Genomic DNA, 22,518 nt, shown 5'->3' on the forward strand with positions numbered 1-22,518 from the left:
ATTTATTATTGTTCAACTATACAAAAGAGCTAGAATGGTCAGTAAAAGCTACAAATCCTAAAAATTCATGACTTTTTAGTATAGTTATTCTCCATATTCTTAAATGCATATACATTCATGAACTTCTGAATGCCCCGCGAGTGTTCGATGCTAGCATCAGCTTCTTTACGATATGTATGCATATCTCCTTTTGTTTGAGCAATTATTGCTTCGATTGCATGATGCATCCAGTCGACAGTTAGATATCCTGTTAAAGTACGGGCTTCCTCGAAGTTTCCTTTTAATGCTTCTGCATATGCTATGTAATACGTTCGAAGGGGCAACTTACTAATTTGTTTCGCATGCTGTTCTAATTTAGAAACATTACGTTCGTATAAAGCTAAATTTGTTTTATACACTTCTTGTATGGAAGCTTGTTTATGCTTGGTTAAAATGCGTTGAACGGACTCAATAATTTTATCGTGATCACCAGATTTAACGGCAAGCGCGTAGGCCGGTATCGGCTTATGTTTATTTTGTTCTAAGTAGCGTTCTATTTTTTTGAGATTATTAGATTTGTAGAGAGTATACATATGTGGGGCAACAAACAACACTAGGGACACAAAGAGCATGCTTACATAGATTAGCCAAAAAGGAACCTCCAAAAACAATAGAATAATTGTTAGCGCTATCCCAAGCATAAAGGTAACTGTATATTTAAGTATTTTCATTTGACACTCCTTTAATTTTCTATAATATCAAAAACTTCCATCTTCTCATTGTTGTATTTTACCACAGAACATCGTATAATGATAAAAATGTAAATATTGTTATATCAACGTTTTGTAAGTTTTAATTGTACTCTCGAAAAATACAAATGTTTTTAGAAGGGGGAAGGTATCATGAAAAAAATTATGGTTACTGGAGCATTAGGACAAATAGGATCTGAATTAATCACGAAACTTCGAAAAGAGTATGGGGCAGGTAACGTATTAGCAACAGATATTCGACATATTTCATCTCCAATAACAGAAAGCGGTCCGTTTGAGATTCTCGATGTAACGGATGGTGAAAAAATGCATCAGCTTGCGAGTGATTTTCAAGCAGATACGATGATACATATGGCAGCTCTTTTATCGGCGACTGCAGAAGCGAAACCGCTATTAGCATGGAATTTAAATATGGGTGGATTGGTGAATGCACTAGAAGCTTCCCGTGAATTAGGTATGCAGTTTTTCACACCAAGCTCTATTGGTGCTTTTGGACCTTCTACACCTAAAAAAAATACACCACAAGATACGCTGCAACGACCAACAACAATGTATGGTGTAAACAAAGTATCTGGAGAATTACTTTGTGATTATTATTTCCAAAAATTTGGTTTAGACACGCGTGGCGTGCGTTTTCCAGGCTTGATTTCTAATGAAACATTACCAGGTGGGGGAACGACGGATTACGCAGTGGATATTTACTATAAAGCATTAGAAGAAGGAAAATATACGTCTTTCATTGCAGAAGGAACATTTATGGATATGATGTATATGCCAGATGCGCTACAAGCAATTGTAGAATTAATGGAGGCAGATCCTTCAAAATTAATTCACCGAAATGCATTTAACGTGACGGCTATGAGTTTCGAGCCAGAGCAAATTGCTGCATCTATCAAAAAAGTGATTCCAACCTTTACACTAGACTATGATGTGGATCCTGTACGCCAAGCAATTGCAAATAGTTGGCCAGATTCAATTGACGCTACTGCTGCAAAAGAAGAGTGGGGCTTCCAAGCGAAGTATGACCTCGATTCTATGACGATAGATATGTTGGAGAAATTAAAAGCAAAATATGCATAATAAATAAAAGTCGACTTACCAATTGGTGAGTCGACTTTTTATTGGAAATTAATACAAAAATACTGGTGGCGCTTACAATAAAACTTATGTACAATATTAATGTAAGAATATTCTGTAGATTCTAATTATTAATTGGAGGATGAGAAGATATGATGCAAACGCCACTTTTATTAACGGATTTCTTAAAGAGAGCAGAAAGATATTTTCCTAATAAGCTAATTATTTCTAGAACAGGAGAAAACTCGATTCATCGCATTCCTTATAAGGAGTATGTGAAACGCACTCGAAAACTAGCAGATGCACTCACAAAACTTGGGATGAGCCGTGGGATGAAAGTCGGGTCCTTTGCATGGAATCATCATCGCCATTTAGAAGCATATTTTGCAGTACCTTGTGCTGGATCTGTGCTGCATATGATCAATATTCGATTATCCCCTGAGCATATTGTGTATATAATAAATCATGCGGAAGATGAGATTTTACTAGTTGATGCCGATTTATTTCCACTTATAGAGAAGATTGCTCCTATGTTAAAAACTGTTAAGCATTATGTCATTATGAAGGATGGAATGGATTTACCTGAGACGAATTTAGAAAATGTCTATTCTTATGAACAGTTGTTAGAAGAGGCATCAGATAAGTATGAGTTCCCAGAGGATTTAGATGAGAATATGGCTGCAGGAATGTGCTACACATCTGCAACTACGGGAAATCCAAAAGGTGTAGTATATACGCATCGTGGGCTTGTGCTTCATAGTTATGCACTTGGTCTTGCGGATTCGCTTGGAGTACGTGAAAGCGATGTTGCGATGGCTGTTGTACCGATGTTCCATGTCAATGCATGGGGGCTACCTTTTGCATCGGTGAACTTTGGAACGACGCAAGTAATGCCTGGTCCAGGATTTAATCCCGCTATATTGCTTGATTTAATCGAACAAGAAAAAGTGACGCTTACTGCAGGTGTACCTACTATTTGGATGGGTGTTTTGAATGAACAAGAGCAAAGGCCGAGAGATCTGTCGTCATTACGTGCAGTTGTATGTGGTGGGTCTGCTTCTCCGAAAGGGTTGATTCGTGCTTTTGAGGAAAAATACAATGTCCCGTTTATTGTTGGGTATGGCATGACGGAAACGACGCCAATTGTTAGCTTATCGACATTTACTTCATCGATGGATAATCTAACGATGGATGAGCGAATTAACATGCGTGCACTTCAAGGGCTGACTGTCTCTGGTATAGAAACTCGCGTTGTGAATGAACATGGTGAGGTGCCATGGGATGGCAAGACGATGGGCGAATTAACAGTTCGAGGTCCATGGATTGCAAGTGAATACTACAAGGATGAACGAACGCAAGAGGCATTCAAAGACGGTTGGCTATATACAGGTGATATCGCAGTCATGACAGAAGATGGTTATCTTAAAATTACAGATCGTACAAAAGATTTGATAAAGAGCGGTGGCGAATGGATTTCGTCTGTTGACTTAGAGAATTCATTGATGACACATGAAGCAGTAGCTGAAGCGGCAGTAATTGCTATTCCAGATGAGAAATGGCAGGAGCGTCCGTTAGCTTGTGTAGTATTACGACCAGGATTTGAGAATCGAGTTACGAAAGAAGACTTGTTAACCTACTTAGAAGGGGAATTTGCAAAATGGTGGGTACCAGACGATGTAGTCTTCCTAAATGAAATCCCGAAAACTTCTGTAGGGAAATTCTTAAAAGCTACCCTACGAAATGAATTGAGTAAAGCGTATCAAAAATAATTGTCTGGAAGCGGCCACTAGTGCCGCTTTTCTTTTATGAGAATGGAGGAATTTCATTTACTAGTCCGCGGAAAGCGAGTGCTTGCTTCGGAAAACAGCAGGACTGAATAACATGGTATTCCTTGACCGTGATGTACAAAAAATATTTTTCTATGCATATTTAGTATAGTTTCATTATCTTGAAGTTATTTTAGTGCTTGTAGAAGCATTTGCAAGACTAGACTGTCATCGGAAAGTAAGCTCTTGCTTCGGAAAGCAATAGGATTGAACAGCACTTAATGGACGCTTGTGCTTTTCTTAAATTGCCATAAAAAAGAAGCCTTCAGACGAAGGCTTCTTTCAATAGTTAAAATAATAGATGTGCAACCAATGCAATAATTGGGAAGGAAATAAGAGTACGTAGCAAGAAAATAATGATTAAATCTTTAATATTAACCGGGATTTTCGAACCTAGTAACAATCCACCAACTTCCGACATATAGATCAACTGTGTCACAGACATTGTCGCGATAAAGAAACGCGTCATTTCAGATTCAATGGACCCACCTAAAATAGAAGGTAAGAACATGTCGGCGAACCCAACAACCAATGTTTGAGCCGCAGCAGCAGCTTCTGGAATTCCAAATAACATTAATAATGGTTCAAATGGTTTTCCTAAAATGACAAAGACAGAAGTGTATTCTGCAAGCATTAAAGCAGTTGTTCCAAATGCTAGTACAACTGGTGTAACGCCAATGTACATATCAATCACATTTTTAAATCCATCTGAGAATAATTTAGAAACAGATCTGTTTTTATCGGCCATTTCAAGTGCTTTTTCAAGACCATGTGAAACAGCATTATAGCTATCAGGATATTTTTCTGCGTCTAAATCTAATGGACGACCGTCAATATGCTTGTCCTCTTTATTAGCAAGTGGATAAATTCTAGGCATAATAAATGCTAGAACAATCCCACAAAGTAAAACCGTTAAATAATAAGGCACAAAATATGTACCTAATCCAACTTCTTCAAGCACAACGATACAGAAGGTAATAGAAACAACGGAAAAAGTAGAACCAATAATCGCTGCTTCTTTTTTCGTGTAATAACCTTCCTCGTACTGTCTACTAGTTAGGAGTACTCCGATTGTTCCATCACCAACCCAAGAGGTAAGTGCGTCTACAGCAGAACGTCCAGGAAGCTTGAATAACGGACGCATTACTTTGACCATCATCGTTCCAAAAAACTCAAGTAAACCGAAGTTTAACAAAAGAGGTAATAACAAACCTGCAAATAAGAAAAGTGAAAATAGAGAAGATACTAAGCCATCTGGGCTTAATAATAATGCCCCTGTATTATCACTCCAAATAGCCTCTGGACCAAGTTGGAAAATAATTAGAACGGCAAAAATCGCCCCAACAACACGAGTGATTGTCCAAAAAATTGATACTTTAAATAAGTTGTTAACAAAAGTATTCTTTTTAGGTATGAATAAGTATACAAGTGAACCAATTGCTGCAATTAGCAATGTAGCCAGTGAAATCCATTGCACAACCGGTTCTAGTATTTTAGAAAGTTCTTTTGCTAACCATGCTATTGGAATTTGCGAGCTACCAGCAATTGGCACTGGAATCATAAAAAGAGTAACTCCTACTATTGATGGTAGGAGGAATAAAAGCCAGGTAGATAAGGAAAACTTTTTCAAGTTCAAGACCAACTTTCTATATTTGAATAATTATACGTATACAAGTGACATTGATACATAATAATTCAATTAGAAAGGGAAGTCTATAGCAAGAGATTATGTTCTACTATTCAAAATCTTTGTTGAAATCGTACGTGTAGAATCGTTCAAAATGGAGCCAATTTTCTGCTTCTGGTTCACCATCTGCTAAACGTTTATCCATTTCTTCTAACATCCATGCAGTTTGTGATATATGTGCTCGCATAGAGCCCATTTTTTCTTCTTTTGCCTCTTTAATATTATGAACAACATCTGGCTCTCCCAGATCTGTTTTGGAATTATTTGAAAAAGCTAAAGCATAAATAGTTGGGCGCGTTTCTTCAGGCATGCGACGAATAGCACGAATCATAGCACGGCCAGTTGCATCGTGGTCAGGGTGTACCGCATAGTTTGGATAAAAGGTAATTACTAGAGATGGGTTAGTATCTACTATTAATTGTTCCATCATACCTACCATTTTTTCGTCGTCCTCAAATTCAATCGTTTTGTCGCGAAGGCCCATCATTCGAAGATCGGTTACACCCATTGCATCCGCAGAAGCAAGTAACTCCTGTTTACGAACTTGAGGTAGTGTCTCGCGTGTAGCAAAAGGAGGATTTCCTAGATTTCTTCCCATTTCTCCTAATGTTAAGCATGCATATGTTACTGGAATTCCTTGTTTAATATAAGTAGCAATCGTGCCAGAAACACCGAAAGCCTCATCATCTGGGTGAGGGAATACGACTAGTACATGTCGTTCCATTGGTAAAGTCATTTTTCTTCCTCCTTAATAGGTAAAAGGTGTTTTGCTTATTTGAAGTGCAACTGCAAGTTTTCCACTTTGATCATGACCAGCCATTAATAAACGATCGTGCTCATCTAATTCAAAATGCGTAATGCCTTGTGCATATACCCATCCGTGTGGAAGCTTAAGTCCTACTCGATGTGGAGCTTCTCCTGCTATTTTTCCAAGCTCATAGCGTAGCATCACATTTCGGATAAAAGCTCCGGCATTGAACACACTTTCATTAAAGTGGGATGCATAAGCTCCATTTGTAGTCTCTAAATGTATATAAACATCTTCATTTGCAAAGTTATTCAAAAGCTCTTGTAATCTTTCCACATTCACAAGTTCCATCTTATATTGCCTCCTAGCATACTGTCTGTTATTAGTATAAAGAAAAAAAGTTCATGAAGCGAATGATTGAACCATTGAGGCTAAACTCAGTTAAATTAGGCTGTTGTTTTTTAAGAATATATTTTACGACGAAAATTCATGAGACTCCTGCGGAAAAACGGGCTGCCAAGACCCCCAAGCAGGCTTATAAGAACAAATCATACATTTCGCCACATCCAGGTGGCAACGGATTGGCGTCTGTCGGCTACGCCTTTCGACGCAGAAGTGGTGGTGTGACCAACATCCTGGTGCCCCGAGGAGGCTTGGCAGTTCGTCCGCGGAAAGCGAGCGGATTTTCGGCACGTAACAACATGATTGTTTAATAGAGCCTTAATAAAAAAAACTCGCAAAGTCGGAAATGACTTTGCAAGTTGAATGTAATATTTATTAAACAATTGTTGTAGTTACTGTTGGTGCACCAAATTTTCCTTTTGCTCCGTGAAGAACTGGTCCAACGTATTGATTTAACTTCCATCCGTGTGCAATTGCAGCGGAAACAAATTCTTTCGCTTCAAATACCGAATCTGCCACTGTGAATCCGTTAGCTAAGTTAGCAGTAACAGCAGCCGCGAACGTACAACCAGCACCGTGGTTATAAGTTGTATCTGTTTTTTCTGTTTCAAGTAGGGTATGTACTTGTCCATCAAAGAATAAATCTACAGCTTTTTCATGTTTTAATTGCTTTCCGCCTTTGATAACAACATTTTTAGCACCAAGTGCATGAATTTTTTCAGCAGCAGCCTTCATATCTTCAATTGTTTTAAGTGCCCCAAGCCCAGAAAGTTGTCCAGCTTCAAAAAGATTTGGAGTAACGACTAATGCACGAGGAAGTAAGTAAGCAATCATAGCATCTACTGTACCAGGGTTAAGTACTTCATCTTCTCCTTTGCAAACCATAACAGGGTCAATTACTACACTTGTAACTCCAGACTCTTCAATGATATTACCTGCAGTTTCAATAATTTCTTCTGTACTTAGCATACCTGTTTTAATCGCATCTACATTTGTAGATAACGCCGTTTTAGCTTGTCGTTTAATCTCATCTACAGGTAAAGAAAATACGCCGTGGCTCCAGCCATTGTCGGGGTCCATTGTTGCAACAACAGTAAGAACATTCATGCCGTAAGTTCCGTGTTCTTGGAATGTTTTTAAATCTGCTTGTATTCCAGCTCCACCTGAAGTATCAGAGCCTGCAATTGTTAATGTTTTTTTAATAGACATTTCAAAGATCTCCTTTTATATAGAAATTAATCTCAACTAATTGTATCAGATAGATGCAAATTTTCAATCAAGGAAGCATTGGTGCAGCCAATAGTTTTATTAAAATAAAAATGAAAAAAGCAGCGACAATAAATGACAAAATAGAACCAAAAATAATACCATTAATAAAGAGTGAAATACCTAAAAAAATGACGAATCCTATGAATATAAGAGTCCCTAATGAGAAGCAGCCCATTCCAATGTTCTTAGCTTTATCTGAAACCTGACTCGAACTAGCTGCTTTTTCAATACTTCTCAACTTTTCACGATAATGTAAATCAGCCATTGTGCATATCTCCTTTTTTTCATCGTACCACGTATGGAATAGTTGTTAATAGCGAAACTTTTCGTTACTGTTAACGTAAGAGAATGAGAGGAAAAGAGGGATGATATGCAACAAGATGACAAAATCCGCGAAATGGAAAAGCTTTTGGAAGAACTAAAAGCCCAAAATGAAACAGCTGCAACAATTGTCGAAAGTCCAGCTAGACGAGGCTTCAGTTATTGGAAGCTGCCCTTATATTTATTCAAATTTGGCCCTAAATCATTCTTCCTTGCGATTGGATTAGTCGTTCTTCTATTAATAGCCTTGCCATTTACCGCTTTTTGGGCAATTAAAGGCAGTACTTTTACAGAAACAAAAGGCTCGTTTGTTGAACAAGTTCAAGCTTTAAATGAACTTTCGACAGCACAAGCCTACACAAAAGTAATTATTGAACGACAAGATAATACGTTATTCGGAAAAGAAATTGGGGTTGATTTACCAGGAACAAAAAGACAGCTTCTAGTTGTTGTACCTGGATCCGTCAAAGCAGGGGTAGATTTTTCGCAAGTGACAGAGTCAGATATAAAAGTAGATGAAGACAATAAAACTGCTAAGCTAACATTACCGAAGCCAAAATTTTTAGGTGGGCCAGAGATACTGTTTGATCAAGTAGAAGTATTTTCATATGAAGGATTGTTCCGGGAAAAAGCAGATATCGAGGAAGCGTATGAACTTGCAGAGACAGCTAAGGAAATGATGATCGAAGAAACAACTGGACAAGGTATTCTTCAATTAGCAGAAGAGAATGCAGCAAAATCTGTGAAAGAAATGTTTCAATTAGTCGATTATGACGTGCAAGTAGAGTTTAAGGAGTGACATCGTTGACAAGCTGGAAAGAAGTTTTAGCCGAAGAAATGAAGAAGCCGTATTTTGTAGAACTACAATCATTTTTAGATAAAGAATATGCAGAACATACGATATATCCTGCTCGAAATGATATAGTAAGTGCATTTCAATTAACTACATTTGTTGAAGTGAAGGTGGTCATTTTGGGGCAAGACCCATATCACGGCCCTGGACAAGCCCATGGAATGAGCTTTTCTGTAAAGCCTGGAGTTGCGATTCCACCAAGCTTACGCAACATGTTTAAGGAATTGTCGGAGGATATTGGTTGTTCCATTCCAAAGAGTGGCTATTTAGAAAACTGGGCAAAGCAAGGGGTTTTATTGCTAAACACGGTTTTAACGGTCCGTGCAGGAGATGCGAACTCACATAAAGGGATGGGCTGGGAAACATTGACGGATGCAGTAATTCAAAAATTATCGGAACGAGAAAAACCAGTTATTTTTGTACTTTGGGGAAAGCCAGCACAATCGAAAATGAAACTAATCGATACGACAAAACATTTGATTTTACAAGCTCCTCATCCAAGTCCATTGAGCGCGCATAGAGGATTTTTCGGAAGTAAACCATATTCCAAAATAAATGCTCAGCTCATCTCGTGGGGCGATAAGCCAATCGATTTTTCCTTGTGATTATGCTACGATAACAAGTGGAAAGTAGGGAGAGTACATGGCTGTTAACTGTTTTAAATGCCGACACTTTTTTACTACATGGGATGCAAGTCATCCACGTGGCTGTAAGGCTTATGGGTTTAAAACGAAAGAGCTCCCATCCGCATTGGTAAAACGTACCTCTGGCATGGAATGCTTAAAATTTGAACCGAAGCAAGAGGAGGGGCCAAATCGATGATATCGAATGAACAAATCTTGATGCAAATAGAAAAACAACTTTATCAAGCAAAAATGATGGACAATGAACAATCCGTAAGAGAGTCATTAGCTGCAATTAGGGCTTTATGTGATGTTGCATTAGATTCGTCACCATCTCCTGCACCAGTGAGCCGCGACTTGTCTAAGGTGCAAATTAGTCCTGCACAACCAATAGCATTGAAGGAAGACGATGCAAATGGAGAGTCATTATTTGATTTTTAATAGAAGGTAGGAAAATTACATGAAATTTTTTATTATAGCAGGTGCTATTAATGGATTTCTAGCCGTTGCACTAGGGGCATTTGGCGCACACGCACTAGAAGGAAGAATTGCCGACAAATATTTATCGACATGGGCTACAGCAGTTCAATATCAAATGTTTCATGCATTGGCTTTAGTGGCAATCGGAATACTAATGAGCAGTAAATTATTGGGACACGTTTCTTCCTTGAATACAGCAGGGTACTTAATACTTGCTGGAATTATTCTATTTTCAGGAAGCTTGTACGTACTTAGTTTAACGGGTATTAGCATTCTAGGAGCAATAACGCCAATCGGTGGTGTAGCCTTTTTAGTAGGTTGGGTTATGCTAATCGTGGCAACAGTGAAGTATACAAATTAATTAAGTGAGAGGCCAAATCTTTAGATTTGGCCTTTTTTTGGTTTGTACAGAAGGTGGGGTTAGTGACAGCTCGTTAGATGGAATTATTATACATTATTAGTTAGAATATAGCTTAGCGCAACCAGTTGCTGCACAACCGAGACCAATTCAGCCAGAATCGCAACCAATTCTCGAAAACTGAGACCAATTGCTTCATAACCGAGACCAATTCTCATAATAAGAGCTGTCTCCACGCGAGATATTACTTATTATAGTAATATGACTTCTCATACATTATTAGGTAGATTACGACTGAAAGCGACTAAGCACTAAACCCATTCAAACAAAAAAAGGCCTATCCTCATAATCGAATAAGCCCATTCTTCCTTATATATAGTTTATCTCTTCATCAAACGTTGCATAATCAAAATAAATCATAAGCATTAAGTATCTCTTACCATTTGGATCACTCAGGATAATGTGATCTCGACCAGCTGCTTCTACGTATCCTGTAATTATTACGGAATTATGCACTTTACTAGCCTCAAATGTAAAATAGAATGTGCCTAGTTTTCCTTTATTCATTCTTAAAATATTTTCGATGTAGGACTCTTCTTGTTGACGAGCGGCTGCGGGTATCTGCGGTGGACCTATTGGTTGTTGCTGTTGCTGTGGTAGCTGCTGTTGTGGATAGCCTCCAGGGTACCAATAATATTGAACCATTCATACATCCTTTCTTTTTAGAGTTCTGGGCAATCTGCTGTTGAAGGAGAGAAGAAGCGATGTGCTTTATAGCGGCCAGTGTTCCATTGGTTATACCACTGAGCTGGGCAATCGCCAGATGGGTCAAAAAACCATAATGAGCGTGTTGCTGGATGAAAGCGTTCGCCGTTAATAACCCGCCTTGCTAATCTTTTATCAACCTCCCGTGCGCGTTGATAAAAATACGATTTCTGCGTTGCTTCAAATCCACCGGGGCTTTGAAAAACCATCTGTTCCAAATTTAGGATATCATTGAAGTAAGTCTAAGCAAGCAGCACGAACTCGTTTCACACCAACATTTCCAACCATAAGCATTCCAAGCTCGCCTTCACCTTCAGTTTCAGCACGCATTAGCCTTGCAAGTAGATCCAATTCTTTTGCCGTAGAACGAACTACTGCCAATGCATCACCTCCTACATTACACTATGCAAATAAATAGCCAATCATGCCAAATTTTGCGTTCGAAAAAAGGCCACATAAGCTGCAGCCTTTCCCAAAATTAAATATTAAAAAATGTTTCGCGTTTTTCAGCTTCAAGGATTGTACCGATGAAGAATGAACCGAATTCGGCATAACGTGCGCTAACTTCGTCAAAACGCATTTCGTAAATTAATTTTTTAAATTGAAGAACATCATCTGAGAATAAAGTTACGCCCCATTCGAAATCGTCGAAACCTACAGAACCAGAAATGATTTGTTTTACTTTGCCAGCATAACTGCGACCAATTAAACCATGGCTGCGCATTAAATTCTTACGCTCTTCCATTGGAAGCATGTACCAGTTGTCGTTGCCATCGCGACGTTTGTCCATTGGGTAGAAGCAAATGTACTGTGAACGTTGAAGTTCTGGATATAAACGAGCACGTACATGTGGGTTTTGGTATGGATCTTCGTTTGATTCACCAGCTAGGTAGTTAGATAATTCCACTACTGACACATAAGAATAAGCAGGAATAGTAAAGTCTGCAATAGTTAATTTATTGAATTTCGCTTCTAATTCTTGAAGTTCATCCATTGTTGGACGTAATGTCATTAACATAAAGTCTGCTTTTTGACCAACGATTGTGTAAAAAGCATGCGCTCCTGTTTTAGCGTCGTCTGCTTGTTGTAATTCATCTAAAAATGCTACGAATTCATCTGTTGCTTGTTTACGAAGTTCTGGATCGACTTGCTTCCATGATGTCCAGTCCATTTGGCGGAAATCATGTAAAACGTACCAACCATCTAATGTAATTGCTGCTTCATTCATTATATAAGACACTCCTTTGAATAAAAATTTCGCATCTTCAGTGTATCATACAACCTCCAATATTTCCCCTTTTGCCACGATTAACACATGACAATCTGTGACAAACTCGTGTATGCTTAACATATTAAAAACAAGGATAGGTGGCGGCAAAATGGCTGATTTATTTCAAGAAATCAAAGACAAGTTGCGGGGTGCGAATATATCCATCGTATTACCAGAAGGCAACGATGAAAGAATTATTGCAGCTGCTTTAAAACTCCAAAAAGAAGGTATTATTACACCGATTGTCATTGGATCCGAAAAAGAGGTCCCGAGCAATTTGACTGTTATAAATCCAGAGACATTTGAAGAAATGGACGAGCTTGTAGAAGCATTTGTTGAGCGTCGCAAAGGAAAAGTAACAACAGAAGAAGCGAGAGAGATTTTAAAAAATGTTAATTATTTTGGAACAATGCTCGTGTATACAATGCGAGCAAATGGATTAGTAAGCGGAGCAGTACATACGACGGCTGAAACCGTTCGACCTGCACTACAAATCATCAAAACAAAGCCAGGTATCTCCAAAACAAGCGGCGCATTTCTTATGGTAAAAGATGAACTTCGCTATGTGTTTGCAGATTGCGCCATAACGATCGCTCCAACTAGTGAGGATTTAGCAGAAATAGCAGTGGAAAGTGCAAAAACAGCGGCTGCCTTTGGAATAAAACCAAAAGTCGCTATGCTTTCCTTCTCTACAAAGGGTTCTGCACAATCAAAGGAAACAGAAAAAGTGGTACAAGCAACTAAACTTGCAAAACAGTTAGCACCTGAAATAGCGATTGAAGGGGAACTCCAATTTGATGCTAGTATCGTTCCTGCAATTGCTGCAAAGAAGGCACCTGGAGCAGTTGTGCAAGGGGATGCCAATGTTTTTGTGTTCCCATCACTTGAAGCAGGAAATATCGGCTATAAAATTGCAGAACGCTTAGGTGGGTTCGAAGCAATTGGCCCAATTTTACAAGGATTGTATGCACCAGTAAATGATTTATCTCGTGGTTGTTCAGCTGAGGATGTCTATAAACTTTCCTATATTACAGCTGCACAAGCGTTAGAATAAAGAGTATTCTCAGGATTGTAGACAGACTGAGACTAAGGAGTATATTGCATGTCAGATATAGATGTTTTATTACAGCAAGAAACGTGGCGATTTTGGGATCAATCGCTTAGTGGTAAGAGTCGTTCAGCATTAGAATCCTTTGCGGCGGATGATTTGCTTTGCCAGTTAGTTGGGCAGGGCCAATCACCTGCAACCGTTCGAACTTGGGTGCATAGTCAGACGATTGTATTAGGAATTCAAGATCATCGACTTCCATTCGTAGAAGATGCGCAGGATTTCTTACTTACACAAGGTTATACGCCAATCGTGCGAAATTCTGGGGGACTTGCAGTTGTGCTAGATGATGGAGTACTCAATCTATCGATTGTTTTGTCCGAAATTCAACAATCTATTGATATTCCAACGGGATATGAAGTGATGCTTGCTTTCATACAGCTTTTATTCCCAGAAGCGGAAGGGAAAATAGAAGCTTATGAAATTGTAGGGTCGTACTGCCCGGGTTCGTATGATTTAAGTATTAACGGTAAAAAATTCGCTGGCATTTCGCAACGCAGACTTCGACAAGGTATCGCCGTGCAGGTGTATTTATGTGTGGAGGGTAGTGGAAGTGAGCGAGCAGAATTAATTCGTCAGTTTTATGAAATCGGTGTGCAAGGGGAAGAAACCAAATTTAGCTATCCAGAAATAAAACCAGAAGTAATGGCCTCTTTAAATGAGTTGCTAAATGCTTCCTTTGCAGTGGAAGATATTGTTATACGCATTCAACAGTTGTTGCAACAGCTGTCTACTAATGTAGTATCCCAATCTGTCACGCAAGATGAGATGGATCTCTACCAATTTTATATGCAGCGCGTAGTAGATAGAAATAAAAAGATGCTAAATGAAAAATGAAAAAAACCACCAATCCATTAGACGGTTGGTGGTTCTTTAGATACGAGATTACCGTTCTTCTCCATTTGGAAAACAGGAACAGTCGGTAAATCTTCGTCATTTAATGTTACGAGACGTCTTGCACGGTTCATAATCTGCACAAATTGCTCGTAATCTTGTTTAATTGCAGCATTTTCTTTTTCTAGTTTTGCAAGTTCACTTTCTAATTTACGAATTTTTTCTGTTGAGATCGTTGCTAAGTGACGATACCTAGTAATATCGGAATCACTATGCTGTAGTCTTACGAGATACGCAATAATAATATCAATGGATAATGCTGAAACGGGGATCGAAGAAGTACGTTCTCCTCCTTCTTCTTGAGGCTTGGCTAAATAAATACCGTTTCCTCTTCGACGATAGTCTTTCCCAAGTATACGAAGCTTTTCTTTCCGTTCTTTTTTTGCTTCTTTTAATTCTGTTTCATATTGATGACGAACGACCGCATTCCATCGAAAGCCACATGCCGCAGCAGTTCGATTTAATTCATCACCTGCTTCTTCAAACGCATTTAACTGGGTACTTCCTTCACGAACGTGCCTAAGCACCATTTCTGCTAACATCTCATCATTTTCATTCATCCATGCATCTTGCCTAATTTTTACCATGTTTGTCCTCCTACCATGTTCATAGTTTCGTTGTTCTACTAACATGATGGTCAACATATCGCTCTTTTATTCACGTAAAATACACTTGATAGCAATATAAACTTTAAGATACAATGACCTGTAGACAATTACTATTTATAGAAAGGGTTGTGGACAGATGGCAAACCATTTTCGAGTTTGCGATGAGTGTCAGGCCGTTAATTTAAAAACATTAATTCCAAAGCTAAAAGCGGTTGATCCAGAGGCAGAAATTGAAGTAAAAGAATGTCAATCATACTGCGGACCAGGACGAAAGAAGACGTTTGCTTTTATTAATAATCGTCCAGTGGCAGCTTTATCAGAAGACGAATTAATGGATAAAGTACGCGCTAAGCTAGAAGACTAAAAATAGCGCAAGGCGCCCATCTAATAGGAATACAGTCAAAGATGATGACATTTGACCTCATCGACTGACTTCTTAAGACTAGAAAGTTACTAAATCGAAAAGTTATACTTGCATATCTTTCAAAAAAATGCCGCCTTTCCAGAAGCGGCTTTTTTCTTTATACTAAAAATAAAATGCACACTATTTAGTTGAATTTATATTTAGCTTCAGAGTCTTCTTTGTTTGGAGATTGAAATGAGCTAAAGCTATAAAATTATGGGGGTGGGAAAATGAGCTATGCTACGCAGAAGCTAGCAGAAGAAAAAGTGTTTAAAGACCCGGTTCACCGTTATATTCATGTTCGTGATCAAGTTATTTGGGATGTTATTGGATCAAAAGAATTTCAACGACTTCGCCGCATTAAACAGCTTGGAACTGCCTATCTAGTTTTTCATGGTGCAGAACATAGCCGTTTCAATCACTCGCTAGGAGTATATGAAATTGTTCGTCGAATCGTAGATGATAGTTTTAAGGAGCGTCCGCAATGGGATGCTTCAGAGAGACTAGTAGTATTATGTGCGGCTCTTCTTCACGATTTAGGACATGGACCATTTTCGCATGCTTTCGAGAATGTATTTGATTTAGACCATGAAGAATTTACGAGAGCGATTTTACTTGGGGAAACGGAAGTAAATGAAATCTTAAAAAGGGTAAGCAAGGATTTCCCTCAAAAAGTAGCGGATGTAATCGCAAAAACGTACCCAAACAAACAAGTAGTAAGTTTAATTTCTAGTCAAATTGATGCCGATCGCATGGATTATTTACAAAGAGATGCTTATTTTACGGGAGTTAGCTATGGTCATTTTGATATGGAGCGAATTTTGCGTGTCATGCGTCCTCTAGAGGATCAAGTGGTGATTAAATCGAGTGGAATGCATGCAGTGGAAGACTACATTATGAGTAGATACCAAATGTATTGGCAAGTGTATTTCCATCCTGTGTCGCGCAGTGCAGAAGTTATCCTAACAAAAATTTTACATCGTGCGAAAGCATTAAGTGAAATAGGATATCACTTTGAACAACAACCAACTCATTTTCGAGGATTTTTTGATGGAACATATACACTAAAAGATTATCTTGCCTTAGACGAAGGAGTTTTATTGACCTATTTTCAGCTTTGGATGTCTGAAAAAGATCCGATTTTAGCTGATTTATCCAGTCGATTTGTTAATCGTAAATTATTTCAATATATTGAGTTCGATTTAGCGAAGGACTACGTAAAAATGAAAGAACTTGAACAATTATTCAAAAGAGCAGGTATCGATCCAGAGTATTATTTAGTGTTCGATTCGTCATCGGATTTACCATACGATTTTTATCGACCTGGAGAAGAGGGAGAACGAATCCCAATTCATTTACAAATGCCTTCCGGAGAAATTAGAGAGTTATCACGAGAATCAGATGTAGTAGAAGCGATATCTGGAAAACGCCGAACTGATCATAAATTGTATTTCCCAGAAGATTTCTTAACAGCAGACGGAAAAAAGAAAGTATTGAAAAAACAAATACTGGAATTGTTAACTTGATTCCGTATGAGGCGTCCTGCGGCAACGTCTGAGTAACCGACATCCAGTTGGCCATAGCCTCAGGCAGATGTCACAGATTCTGTATGGAGTTAACCTGGCAAGCAAGGTTTACAGTTTTCTGCGATGAGCTTGCGAAGGGACAATTATTTTCTGCCGATCTAAGCGAAGTGAAGCGGAAGTAAAATCTGGACGCCAAATATGCCAAAGCGAATTTGATAGTAGAGGTGGGTTTATATTGCTAGAAGAACATGCAAAAATTGTACAATTTATTGGAGCAGCTGACGGTGGTATCACCGGAAGAAAAAAACTACAAAAAATGGTTTACATCGCAAAAAAGTTGCAGTTTCCCTATAAAGAAAAATACGAATTTCATATTTATGGTCCTTATTCTCATGAGCTAACATTGAGAGTAGATGAGCTTTGCAGCATGGGTTTTTTGTACGAAGAAAGACAAGACAAAGGCTCTTATGTACAGTATAAATATCAAATGACAGATGCAGGTGAGCATTTTACGCAGATGGCCCAAGTGCCAGCGGCAAGCCGTGCATTACAAGCGTGCATTGAACAAATGAAAGATAAAAGCTCCCGCTTTTTAGAGTTAGTTTCGACACTTTTATATTTCGACCATTTGCCAAAAGAAGAGCAAATTGAAAAGCTCCATGTGGTAAAAGGAAAACTAAATTTTACAAAGGCCGAAATTGACGAAGCCTTTTTATTTGTCATGAATTTAATGAATGAAAGAGCTATCCAATAAGGGTTGCTCTTTCTTTTTTTTATAGATAAGAAAGCCTACTAAGAACTCAGAGTTCATGGTTGGTGTTTTGAACGAGATGAAACTCGAATACTTTCCCTCCCAAAAAGAGGTATTAATCTGGTAGCAAGAACTTGAAAGAAATGCATTTAAGAAAAGTATTTCTCCCTAGTTTATGATAAATGTAAAAAGAGCAAACGACAGAAAAATAGATAGCATCCATCTTATAAATCGGTACTAGAGCTCCCGAAATTGCATCTTCGGGAGCCTCCAACATGAGTAAGAAAGAATTTATTCTCTCGTTATCAAAAACAGCACTAACAAATCTGTTGTCTAAAGTTGCAGGAGGGCGACGGAAGGAAAAAAGCCACAAGATTACCGAAAAAGGAGAGGAGGATCGTGACGCTAGTCACGATCCTCCTCTCCTAAAAGTCGCTCGGTAATGGTGTAAGCTAGTGTCCATTCCAAAGCAATCCGGAAACGTCTGCAAACAGGTATTGCACTTAAAGGGCGCTTGCGCTTTTGTTCCTAAATTTACTTATCACTGAAACGTGTGCCAGCTACTGCGTAATGATTTTTAGGCATTTCTTCGATGAATACTACGACATTTTCAATTGGAGCATTAGTCGTTTCTACTACTGCTGCAGTCACTTTCTCAACTAAGGCTTTTTTTTGCTCTTCTGTACGGCCTTCTAACATTTTTACTGTTACGTATGGCATTTCATTTCCTCCTTTAGTGAAATTATCTGTATACTAGTTATAATAACAGAACGGAGGGAACAATCGAATGACAAATGAAGAAAAACCGAAACAAAAAATGGGATTCACCATTATAAAAAATGATCCGACGGACGGACACAAAGGCTTTGGCATTGGAGCTTTATCTCTAGAGAACGTGTCTCCAGTCATTATTGATATAGAAGAAGGTATTGCAAAAGTAGAGATTGGTGCGATGCATGCAAGAAGTGATACAGAGCGTGGCATTAAATTTACTACGAACCGAGAAGATTCAGAAGGTGGAAAACCTTATTGGCTCGTTTGGGTGACAATTGACCACAAGGCAGATGGTCCTTACTATGCGGGCGTTACCGCTTGTGAAATGGTCGTAAATCGAGAAAAACGTCGAGGCTTTAAAATTCTTGCGGATCATGTAAATCGAATGGACAAATCAATGAAGCGTCAAATTTTAGTTGATTTTATGGACGAACGTTCTAAAAATATTTTAAGTGAATTTCTGCAATCTCATAATCGAGAAATGTGGGCTAGAAGCGACGAGAAGCTACATAATGACTTGAATGCTAAATAAAAAAATAGCCATAACTCAATATAGTCTGTTTAAGTGGTTGAATTAATCTTTAAAAGAAAGTACAATTTACTTAAAGCTTACTTCACAGTAATGCTAGGACACTTAGTCAAACAAGTAAGTAGAGAATGTGGAAGAATTGCGACAACCCAATCCAATAATTGCATACTTTTTGCAGAACGCGACACTAAGAAAAAGCTTTCTATTACCTAATTTAGGTACTAGAAAGCTTTTTATATTGTGGCAAAAATTGATTTTTGAATTTGGTCTCGGTTAGAAGGGAATTGGTCTTGCTTTCAGACGAATTGGTCTCGGTTTCCAAGGAATTAGTCTCGGTTGACGCCAATTCGGTCTCATTCAGCCATTTATTGGAATGTAAATGGAGAGATTTACTGCGGCCAAAAGCGCATTCTTCCAATATTTATTCTCCAAAGAACGAGAACGGGAAAATGGACCAATTATCTTCTTCGGGATCGCTTTCTTCAAATGTGTGCTGCTTTAAGCTTGGATCTGTGCACAGTTTTGTAGGGACATCTTTTTCTTTTAAATATACTAGACGCTGTTTTTCGCAAGCAGAGGTAGCTATTCCACCTGTTTTAATATCGACAATGACTCCACGAACGCCAGGTGGGGCAATAAATGGTTCTACAGGCAAACCTCGATGAACAGATTCCATAAATTCAATCCATACTTGCTTCGTCACTTGCTTTGCTTCCGCATCACTTACTTGTTTTCCTTGGTCATACCCGTTCCAAACACCTGCAGTCAGCTGAGGAGAGAATCCAATTAAATATTGATCGGAAATAGTAGTCCCAGATTTTGCAGCATATGGTCGTGTTTGTTTGGCACGAATACTAATTCCAGTTGCAGGGGAATAGTCATTGAAAATTGGATCAAACATGCCTGTAAGCAAATGAGACAACAAAAAGGCATCTTGTTCCTGCATTACCACTTTATCTTTCACTTTTTCTTTCGACACATCGTATAAGGTATTGCCTTCATTATCTGTAATTTTCGTAATATAAGTTGGTTTTTTCTGAATTCCTTTTGCAGAAATCGAATTGTATGCTTTTGTCATTTCGAAAAGGGAAACTTCTGATGTGCCAAGTGCTGTCGCAGGTGTATCATCAATATTCATTTTAATGTCAAATCGTTCAATGAGTTGTTGAAACGGTTTGTATCCAATATGTTCTAATGTTTTGACTGCATAAATATTATCCGAAATTGCAAGAGCTTGTGCCATCGAGATCGGATTTTCAGCAAATTCTCCGTTTACATTTTTCGGTTCATATTCTCTCCGTCCATTATCATAAGTGAAAATAGTTCGTTCGCTTTTCAAATACGTAAGGGGGGAGAATCCATTTTCCAGTGCTGCGCCATATAACAATGGTTTTATGATGGATCCTGGCTGCCTTTTTGCCTGAGTCACACGATTAAATGGACTTGCTGAGAAATCTCTACCACCAACCATTGCTGTCACATAGCCCGTTCTCGGTTCCATACTGATAAAACCAATTTGTAGCTCTCCTTCTGGCATCCATTTTTGAATGGTTTCTTCTGCAGCTTGCTGATGCTTTTTATTTAAAGTAGTGGTAATTGTCCAACCACCTTCTTCAATTCGATGACCTTTTTCTTTAATGATTTGCGATGCTTCTTTCCATACCTCTTCTAAAAAATATGGAGCTGTTTTTTTCGTTACGACAGAATCTTCCGTTTTTAATACGTAATTTTCCTCTATTGCACGTTCCTTCTGCTCGTCGGTTATAAATTGTTGATTGTTCATTAATGCCAAAATTAATTGTTGACGATTTTTCGCTTTTTCTTCATTTACTAATGGAGAATAATGAGTAGGTCCTTTAGGAATTCCCATTAATAATGCTGATTCTGCTAGAGTCAGAGATTTCGCGCTCTTACCGAAATAAAACCTACTTGCAGCTTCGACTCCGTACATTCCGTGTCCGAAGTAAACTGTATTTAAATATCCTTCTAGTAATTCCTCCTTTTCATAAAAAATTTCTAACCGGTAAGCGTACAATGCTTCATTTAATTTTCGAGCCCAAGTCTTGTCATGTGTTAAAAATAGATTCCGAGCGTATTGTTGTGTAATTGTACTTGCACCTTCTACTTTTTTTCCTGCTTTTACATCCTTTAAAAGTGCAGAAGCGATTCGGGTGTAATCAAATCCATGATGTTCATAAAATTCCTGGTCTTCTACTGCAATTGTGGCCTGCGGTATGAATGGTGAGATTTCGTCTAGAGATACCCAATAGCGTCGCTGCTCCTCAAATCGGTCACCGATGACATTCCCTTGATTATCTAAAAATACAGAGGAGATGGGTACCTGTATAATAGGCGCACCAACGATTTGTGCATATATGCGAAGCGTTACAAACGCACTAAAAAAGGCACAGCTAGCAACAATACTTAGTAGAAAAAACCTTTTTATACGTTTGGATCGTGTGGTTTTTTTTTTGTATTGTGCGCGCCTCATAATATCTCCCCAGTTCTAATTGATGTTTTCATTAGTATGAGAACAATAGATTCAAATTAAACGGAAAAAGAAAAAACTATTGCACTTTCGTCAAAAACCTCTATACTTTCTTTGTATTTAATTTTTTGATACATTACACTTAAATCATATTGGTAAGGGAGATAGATACATGGCTGGGTTTTGGTTTACGGAAAAACAAACCGAGAATTTTGGCATCACAATGAAGGTAAAACGTACACTTCATACAGAGCAAACGGATTTTCAACTGTTAGAAATGGCAGAAACAGAAGAGTGGGGGAATATGCTCTTTTTAGACGGAATGGTAATGACGTCACAAAAAGATGAGTTTGTGTACCATGAAATGGTTGCGCACGTTCCTTTATTTACACATCCAAATCCTGAGAACGTTTTAGTTGTTGGAGGAGGAGACGGTGGAGTAATTCGTGAGATTATGAAGCATCCAAAAGTGAAAAAAGCAACACTTGTTGACATAGATGGAAAAGTTATCGAGTATTCGAAGATTTATTTACCAGAAATTGCATGTGAGTTAGAAAACCCACGTGTGGACGTTCAAGTTGGCGACGGCTTCATGCATATCGCACAGTCAGAAAACGAATACGATGTAATCATGGTAGACTCTACTGAACCAGTTGGACCAGCTGTGAATTTATTTACAAAAGGTTTCTATGCTGGAATTTCAAAAGCATTAAAAGAAGATGGTATCTTCGTTGCACAATCGGACAACCCTTGGTTCAAAGCAGATTTAATCCGACAAGTACAAAAGGACGTAAAAGAAATTTTCCCAATTACAAATATGTACTTGGCAAATATCCCAACGTATCCAAGTGGACTTTGGTGCTTCACGATTGGTTCGAAAAAATACGATCCACTTCAAGTTCCGGACGAGCAATTCTTTGATATTGAAACAAAATATTATACAAAAGAGCTTCACAAAGCGGCATTCGTATTACCGAAATTTGTGAAAGACTTAGCAGGAGAATAAGCC

25 protein-coding genes and 1 pseudogene are annotated in these 22,518 nt (G+C 38.4%); 14 read left to right on the forward strand and 12 right to left on the reverse strand.

Annotated features, from left to right (window positions below):
- Positions 1–65: 65 nt before the first annotated feature.
- On the reverse strand, positions 66–710 hold the full coding sequence (locus MHH81_RS02930; RefSeq protein ID WP_340917681.1) for a hypothetical protein: 645 nt from the start codon (positions 708–710) through the stop codon (positions 66–68).
- A gap of 171 nt (positions 711–881) precedes the next feature.
- Here MHH81_RS02930 and MHH81_RS02935 point away from each other — a divergent pair, with 171 nt between their 5' ends.
- Together MHH81_RS02935 and MHH81_RS02940 are read left to right on the forward strand one after the other, a co-directional pair.
- Positions 882–1,829 (forward strand): L-threonine 3-dehydrogenase, encoded by a 948-nt coding sequence (locus tag MHH81_RS02935; RefSeq protein WP_340917682.1) that lies wholly within the window; start codon positions 882–884, stop codon positions 1,827–1,829.
- Positions 1,830–1,978: 149 nt separating this feature from the next.
- Positions 1,979–3,595 (forward strand): long-chain fatty acid--CoA ligase, encoded by a 1,617-nt coding sequence (locus MHH81_RS02940; RefSeq protein ID WP_340917684.1) that lies wholly within the window; start codon positions 1,979–1,981, stop codon positions 3,593–3,595.
- A 346-nt stretch (positions 3,596–3,941) separates the two neighbouring features.
- On the opposite strand, the gene MHH81_RS02945 is transcribed toward MHH81_RS02940, so the two are convergent.
- The 5 genes from MHH81_RS02945 to MHH81_RS02965 form a co-directional block, all read right to left on the reverse strand.
- Complete coding sequence (locus MHH81_RS02945; protein WP_340917686.1) at positions 3,942–5,282, reverse strand: YjiH family protein; 1,341 nt, start codon at positions 5,280–5,282, stop codon at positions 3,942–3,944.
- 106 nt (positions 5,283–5,388) lie between these two features.
- Complete coding sequence (bshB2, locus tag MHH81_RS02950) at positions 5,389–6,075, reverse strand: bacillithiol biosynthesis deacetylase BshB2 (protein ID WP_340917687.1); 687 nt, start codon at positions 6,073–6,075, stop codon at positions 5,389–5,391.
- A gap of 12 nt (positions 6,076–6,087) precedes the next feature.
- Entirely contained in the window at positions 6,088–6,438 is a 351-nt protein-coding gene (locus MHH81_RS02955) for a YojF family protein (protein WP_340917689.1), read from the reverse strand.
- Positions 6,439–6,864: 426 nt separating this feature from the next.
- Positions 6,865–7,698, reverse strand: coding sequence for a bifunctional hydroxymethylpyrimidine kinase/phosphomethylpyrimidine kinase (gene thiD, locus MHH81_RS02960; RefSeq protein WP_340917691.1), 834 nt, complete (start codon positions 7,696–7,698; stop codon positions 6,865–6,867).
- A gap of 67 nt (positions 7,699–7,765) precedes the next feature.
- Complete coding sequence (locus tag MHH81_RS02965; RefSeq protein ID WP_340917693.1) at positions 7,766–8,023, reverse strand: hypothetical protein; 258 nt, start codon at positions 8,021–8,023, stop codon at positions 7,766–7,768.
- 105 nt (positions 8,024–8,128) lie between these two features.
- Here MHH81_RS02965 and MHH81_RS02970 point away from each other — a divergent pair, with 105 nt between their 5' ends.
- From MHH81_RS02970 to MHH81_RS02990, 4 genes are all read left to right on the forward strand, one after another.
- Positions 8,129–8,878 carry a DUF4230 domain-containing protein gene (locus tag MHH81_RS02970; RefSeq protein ID WP_340917695.1) on the forward strand — a complete coding sequence of 250 codons (750 nt, stop codon included), beginning with the start codon at positions 8,129–8,131 and terminating at the stop codon, positions 8,876–8,878.
- Positions 8,875–9,537 (forward strand): uracil-DNA glycosylase, encoded by a 663-nt coding sequence (locus tag MHH81_RS02975; RefSeq protein WP_445678064.1) that lies wholly within the window; start codon positions 8,875–8,877, stop codon positions 9,535–9,537. Before MHH81_RS02970 ends, MHH81_RS02975 begins: the two co-directional genes overlap by 4 nt.
- 213 nt (positions 9,538–9,750) lie before the next feature.
- The gene (locus MHH81_RS02985) at positions 9,751–9,996 is read left to right on the forward strand and encodes a YwdI family protein (protein ID WP_340917701.1); all 246 of its coding nucleotides are present in this window, start codon (positions 9,751–9,753) and stop codon (positions 9,994–9,996) included.
- 19 nt (positions 9,997–10,015) lie between these two features.
- Positions 10,016–10,396: a DUF423 domain-containing protein gene (locus MHH81_RS02990; RefSeq protein ID WP_340917703.1), complete on the forward strand. Its 381-nt coding sequence runs from the start codon at positions 10,016–10,018 to the stop codon at positions 10,394–10,396.
- Positions 10,397–10,762: 366 nt separating this feature from the next.
- Here the strand turns inward: MHH81_RS02990 and gerQ are convergent, their stop codons facing one another.
- From gerQ to hemQ, 3 genes and pseudogenes are all read right to left on the reverse strand, one after another.
- Positions 10,763–11,098, reverse strand: coding sequence for a spore coat protein GerQ (gene gerQ / locus MHH81_RS02995; RefSeq protein ID WP_340917706.1), 336 nt, complete (start codon positions 11,096–11,098; stop codon positions 10,763–10,765).
- Between the two features lie 17 nt (positions 11,099–11,115).
- Positions 11,116–11,488: pseudogene (locus MHH81_RS03000) on the reverse strand (cell wall hydrolase).
- 148 nt (positions 11,489–11,636) lie between these two features.
- Positions 11,637–12,386, reverse strand: a complete 750-nt coding sequence (gene hemQ, locus MHH81_RS03005; protein WP_340917709.1) for a hydrogen peroxide-dependent heme synthase — start codon at positions 12,384–12,386, stop codon at positions 11,637–11,639.
- Between the two features lie 151 nt (positions 12,387–12,537).
- Here hemQ and pta point away from each other — a divergent pair, with 151 nt between their 5' ends.
- Both pta and MHH81_RS03015 read left to right on the forward strand, forming a co-directional pair.
- Positions 12,538–13,482, forward strand: coding sequence for a phosphate acetyltransferase (pta, locus tag MHH81_RS03010; protein ID WP_340917711.1), 945 nt, complete (start codon positions 12,538–12,540; stop codon positions 13,480–13,482).
- A 48-nt stretch (positions 13,483–13,530) separates the two neighbouring features.
- Entirely contained in the window at positions 13,531–14,373 is an 843-nt protein-coding gene (locus MHH81_RS03015) for a lipoate--protein ligase family protein (RefSeq protein ID WP_445678065.1), read from the forward strand.
- A gap of 17 nt (positions 14,374–14,390) precedes the next feature.
- On the opposite strand, the gene MHH81_RS03020 is transcribed toward MHH81_RS03015, so the two are convergent.
- Positions 14,391–15,017: an RsfA family transcriptional regulator gene (locus MHH81_RS03020; protein WP_340917713.1), complete on the reverse strand. Its 627-nt coding sequence runs from the start codon at positions 15,015–15,017 to the stop codon at positions 14,391–14,393.
- Positions 15,018–15,174: 157 nt separating this feature from the next.
- Between MHH81_RS03020 and MHH81_RS03025 the strand changes: the two genes are divergently transcribed.
- The 4 genes from MHH81_RS03025 (at position 15,175) to MHH81_RS03040 (ending at position 18,161) form a co-directional block, all read left to right on the forward strand.
- Complete coding sequence (locus MHH81_RS03025) at positions 15,175–15,402, forward strand: DUF1450 domain-containing protein (protein ID WP_340917714.1); 228 nt, start codon at positions 15,175–15,177, stop codon at positions 15,400–15,402.
- A 269-nt stretch (positions 15,403–15,671) separates the two neighbouring features.
- The gene (locus MHH81_RS03030) at positions 15,672–16,967 is read left to right on the forward strand and encodes an HD domain-containing protein (protein WP_340917716.1); all 1,296 of its coding nucleotides are present in this window, start codon (positions 15,672–15,674) and stop codon (positions 16,965–16,967) included.
- 235 nt (positions 16,968–17,202) lie between these two features.
- A complete protein-coding gene (locus tag MHH81_RS03035) occupies positions 17,203–17,721 on the forward strand; it encodes a YwgA family protein (protein WP_340917718.1) in 519 nt (172 codons plus the stop codon).
- A 272-nt stretch (positions 17,722–17,993) separates the two neighbouring features.
- Positions 17,994–18,161 carry a hypothetical protein gene (locus tag MHH81_RS03040; protein ID WP_340917720.1) on the forward strand — a complete coding sequence of 56 codons (168 nt, stop codon included), beginning with the start codon at positions 17,994–17,996 and terminating at the stop codon, positions 18,159–18,161.
- A 91-nt stretch (positions 18,162–18,252) separates the two neighbouring features.
- On the opposite strand, the gene MHH81_RS03045 is transcribed toward MHH81_RS03040, so the two are convergent.
- Complete coding sequence (locus MHH81_RS03045; RefSeq protein ID WP_340917722.1) at positions 18,253–18,438, reverse strand: 2-hydroxymuconate tautomerase; 186 nt, start codon at positions 18,436–18,438, stop codon at positions 18,253–18,255.
- Positions 18,439–18,505: 67 nt separating this feature from the next.
- Here MHH81_RS03045 and MHH81_RS03050 point away from each other — a divergent pair, with 67 nt between their 5' ends.
- Positions 18,506–19,024 carry a YwhD family protein gene (locus MHH81_RS03050; protein WP_340917723.1) on the forward strand — a complete coding sequence of 173 codons (519 nt, stop codon included), beginning with the start codon at positions 18,506–18,508 and terminating at the stop codon, positions 19,022–19,024.
- 418 nt (positions 19,025–19,442) lie between these two features.
- Here MHH81_RS03050 and MHH81_RS03055 read toward each other — a convergent pair whose 3' ends face one another.
- Positions 19,443–21,512 (reverse strand): transglycosylase domain-containing protein, encoded by a 2,070-nt coding sequence (locus MHH81_RS03055; RefSeq protein WP_340917725.1) that lies wholly within the window; start codon positions 21,510–21,512, stop codon positions 19,443–19,445.
- 169 nt (positions 21,513–21,681) lie between these two features.
- On the opposite strand from MHH81_RS03055, the gene speE reads away from it, so the two are divergent.
- Positions 21,682–22,515 carry a spermidine synthase gene (speE, locus tag MHH81_RS03060; protein WP_340917727.1) on the forward strand — a complete coding sequence of 278 codons (834 nt, stop codon included), beginning with the start codon at positions 21,682–21,684 and terminating at the stop codon, positions 22,513–22,515.
- The last annotated feature ends 3 nt before the right edge of the window (positions 22,516–22,518 follow it).

The organism is Psychrobacillus sp. FSL H8-0484, assembly GCF_038005325.1.
In the GTDB taxonomy this organism is placed as follows: domain Bacteria; phylum Bacillota; class Bacilli; order Bacillales_A; family Planococcaceae; genus Psychrobacillus.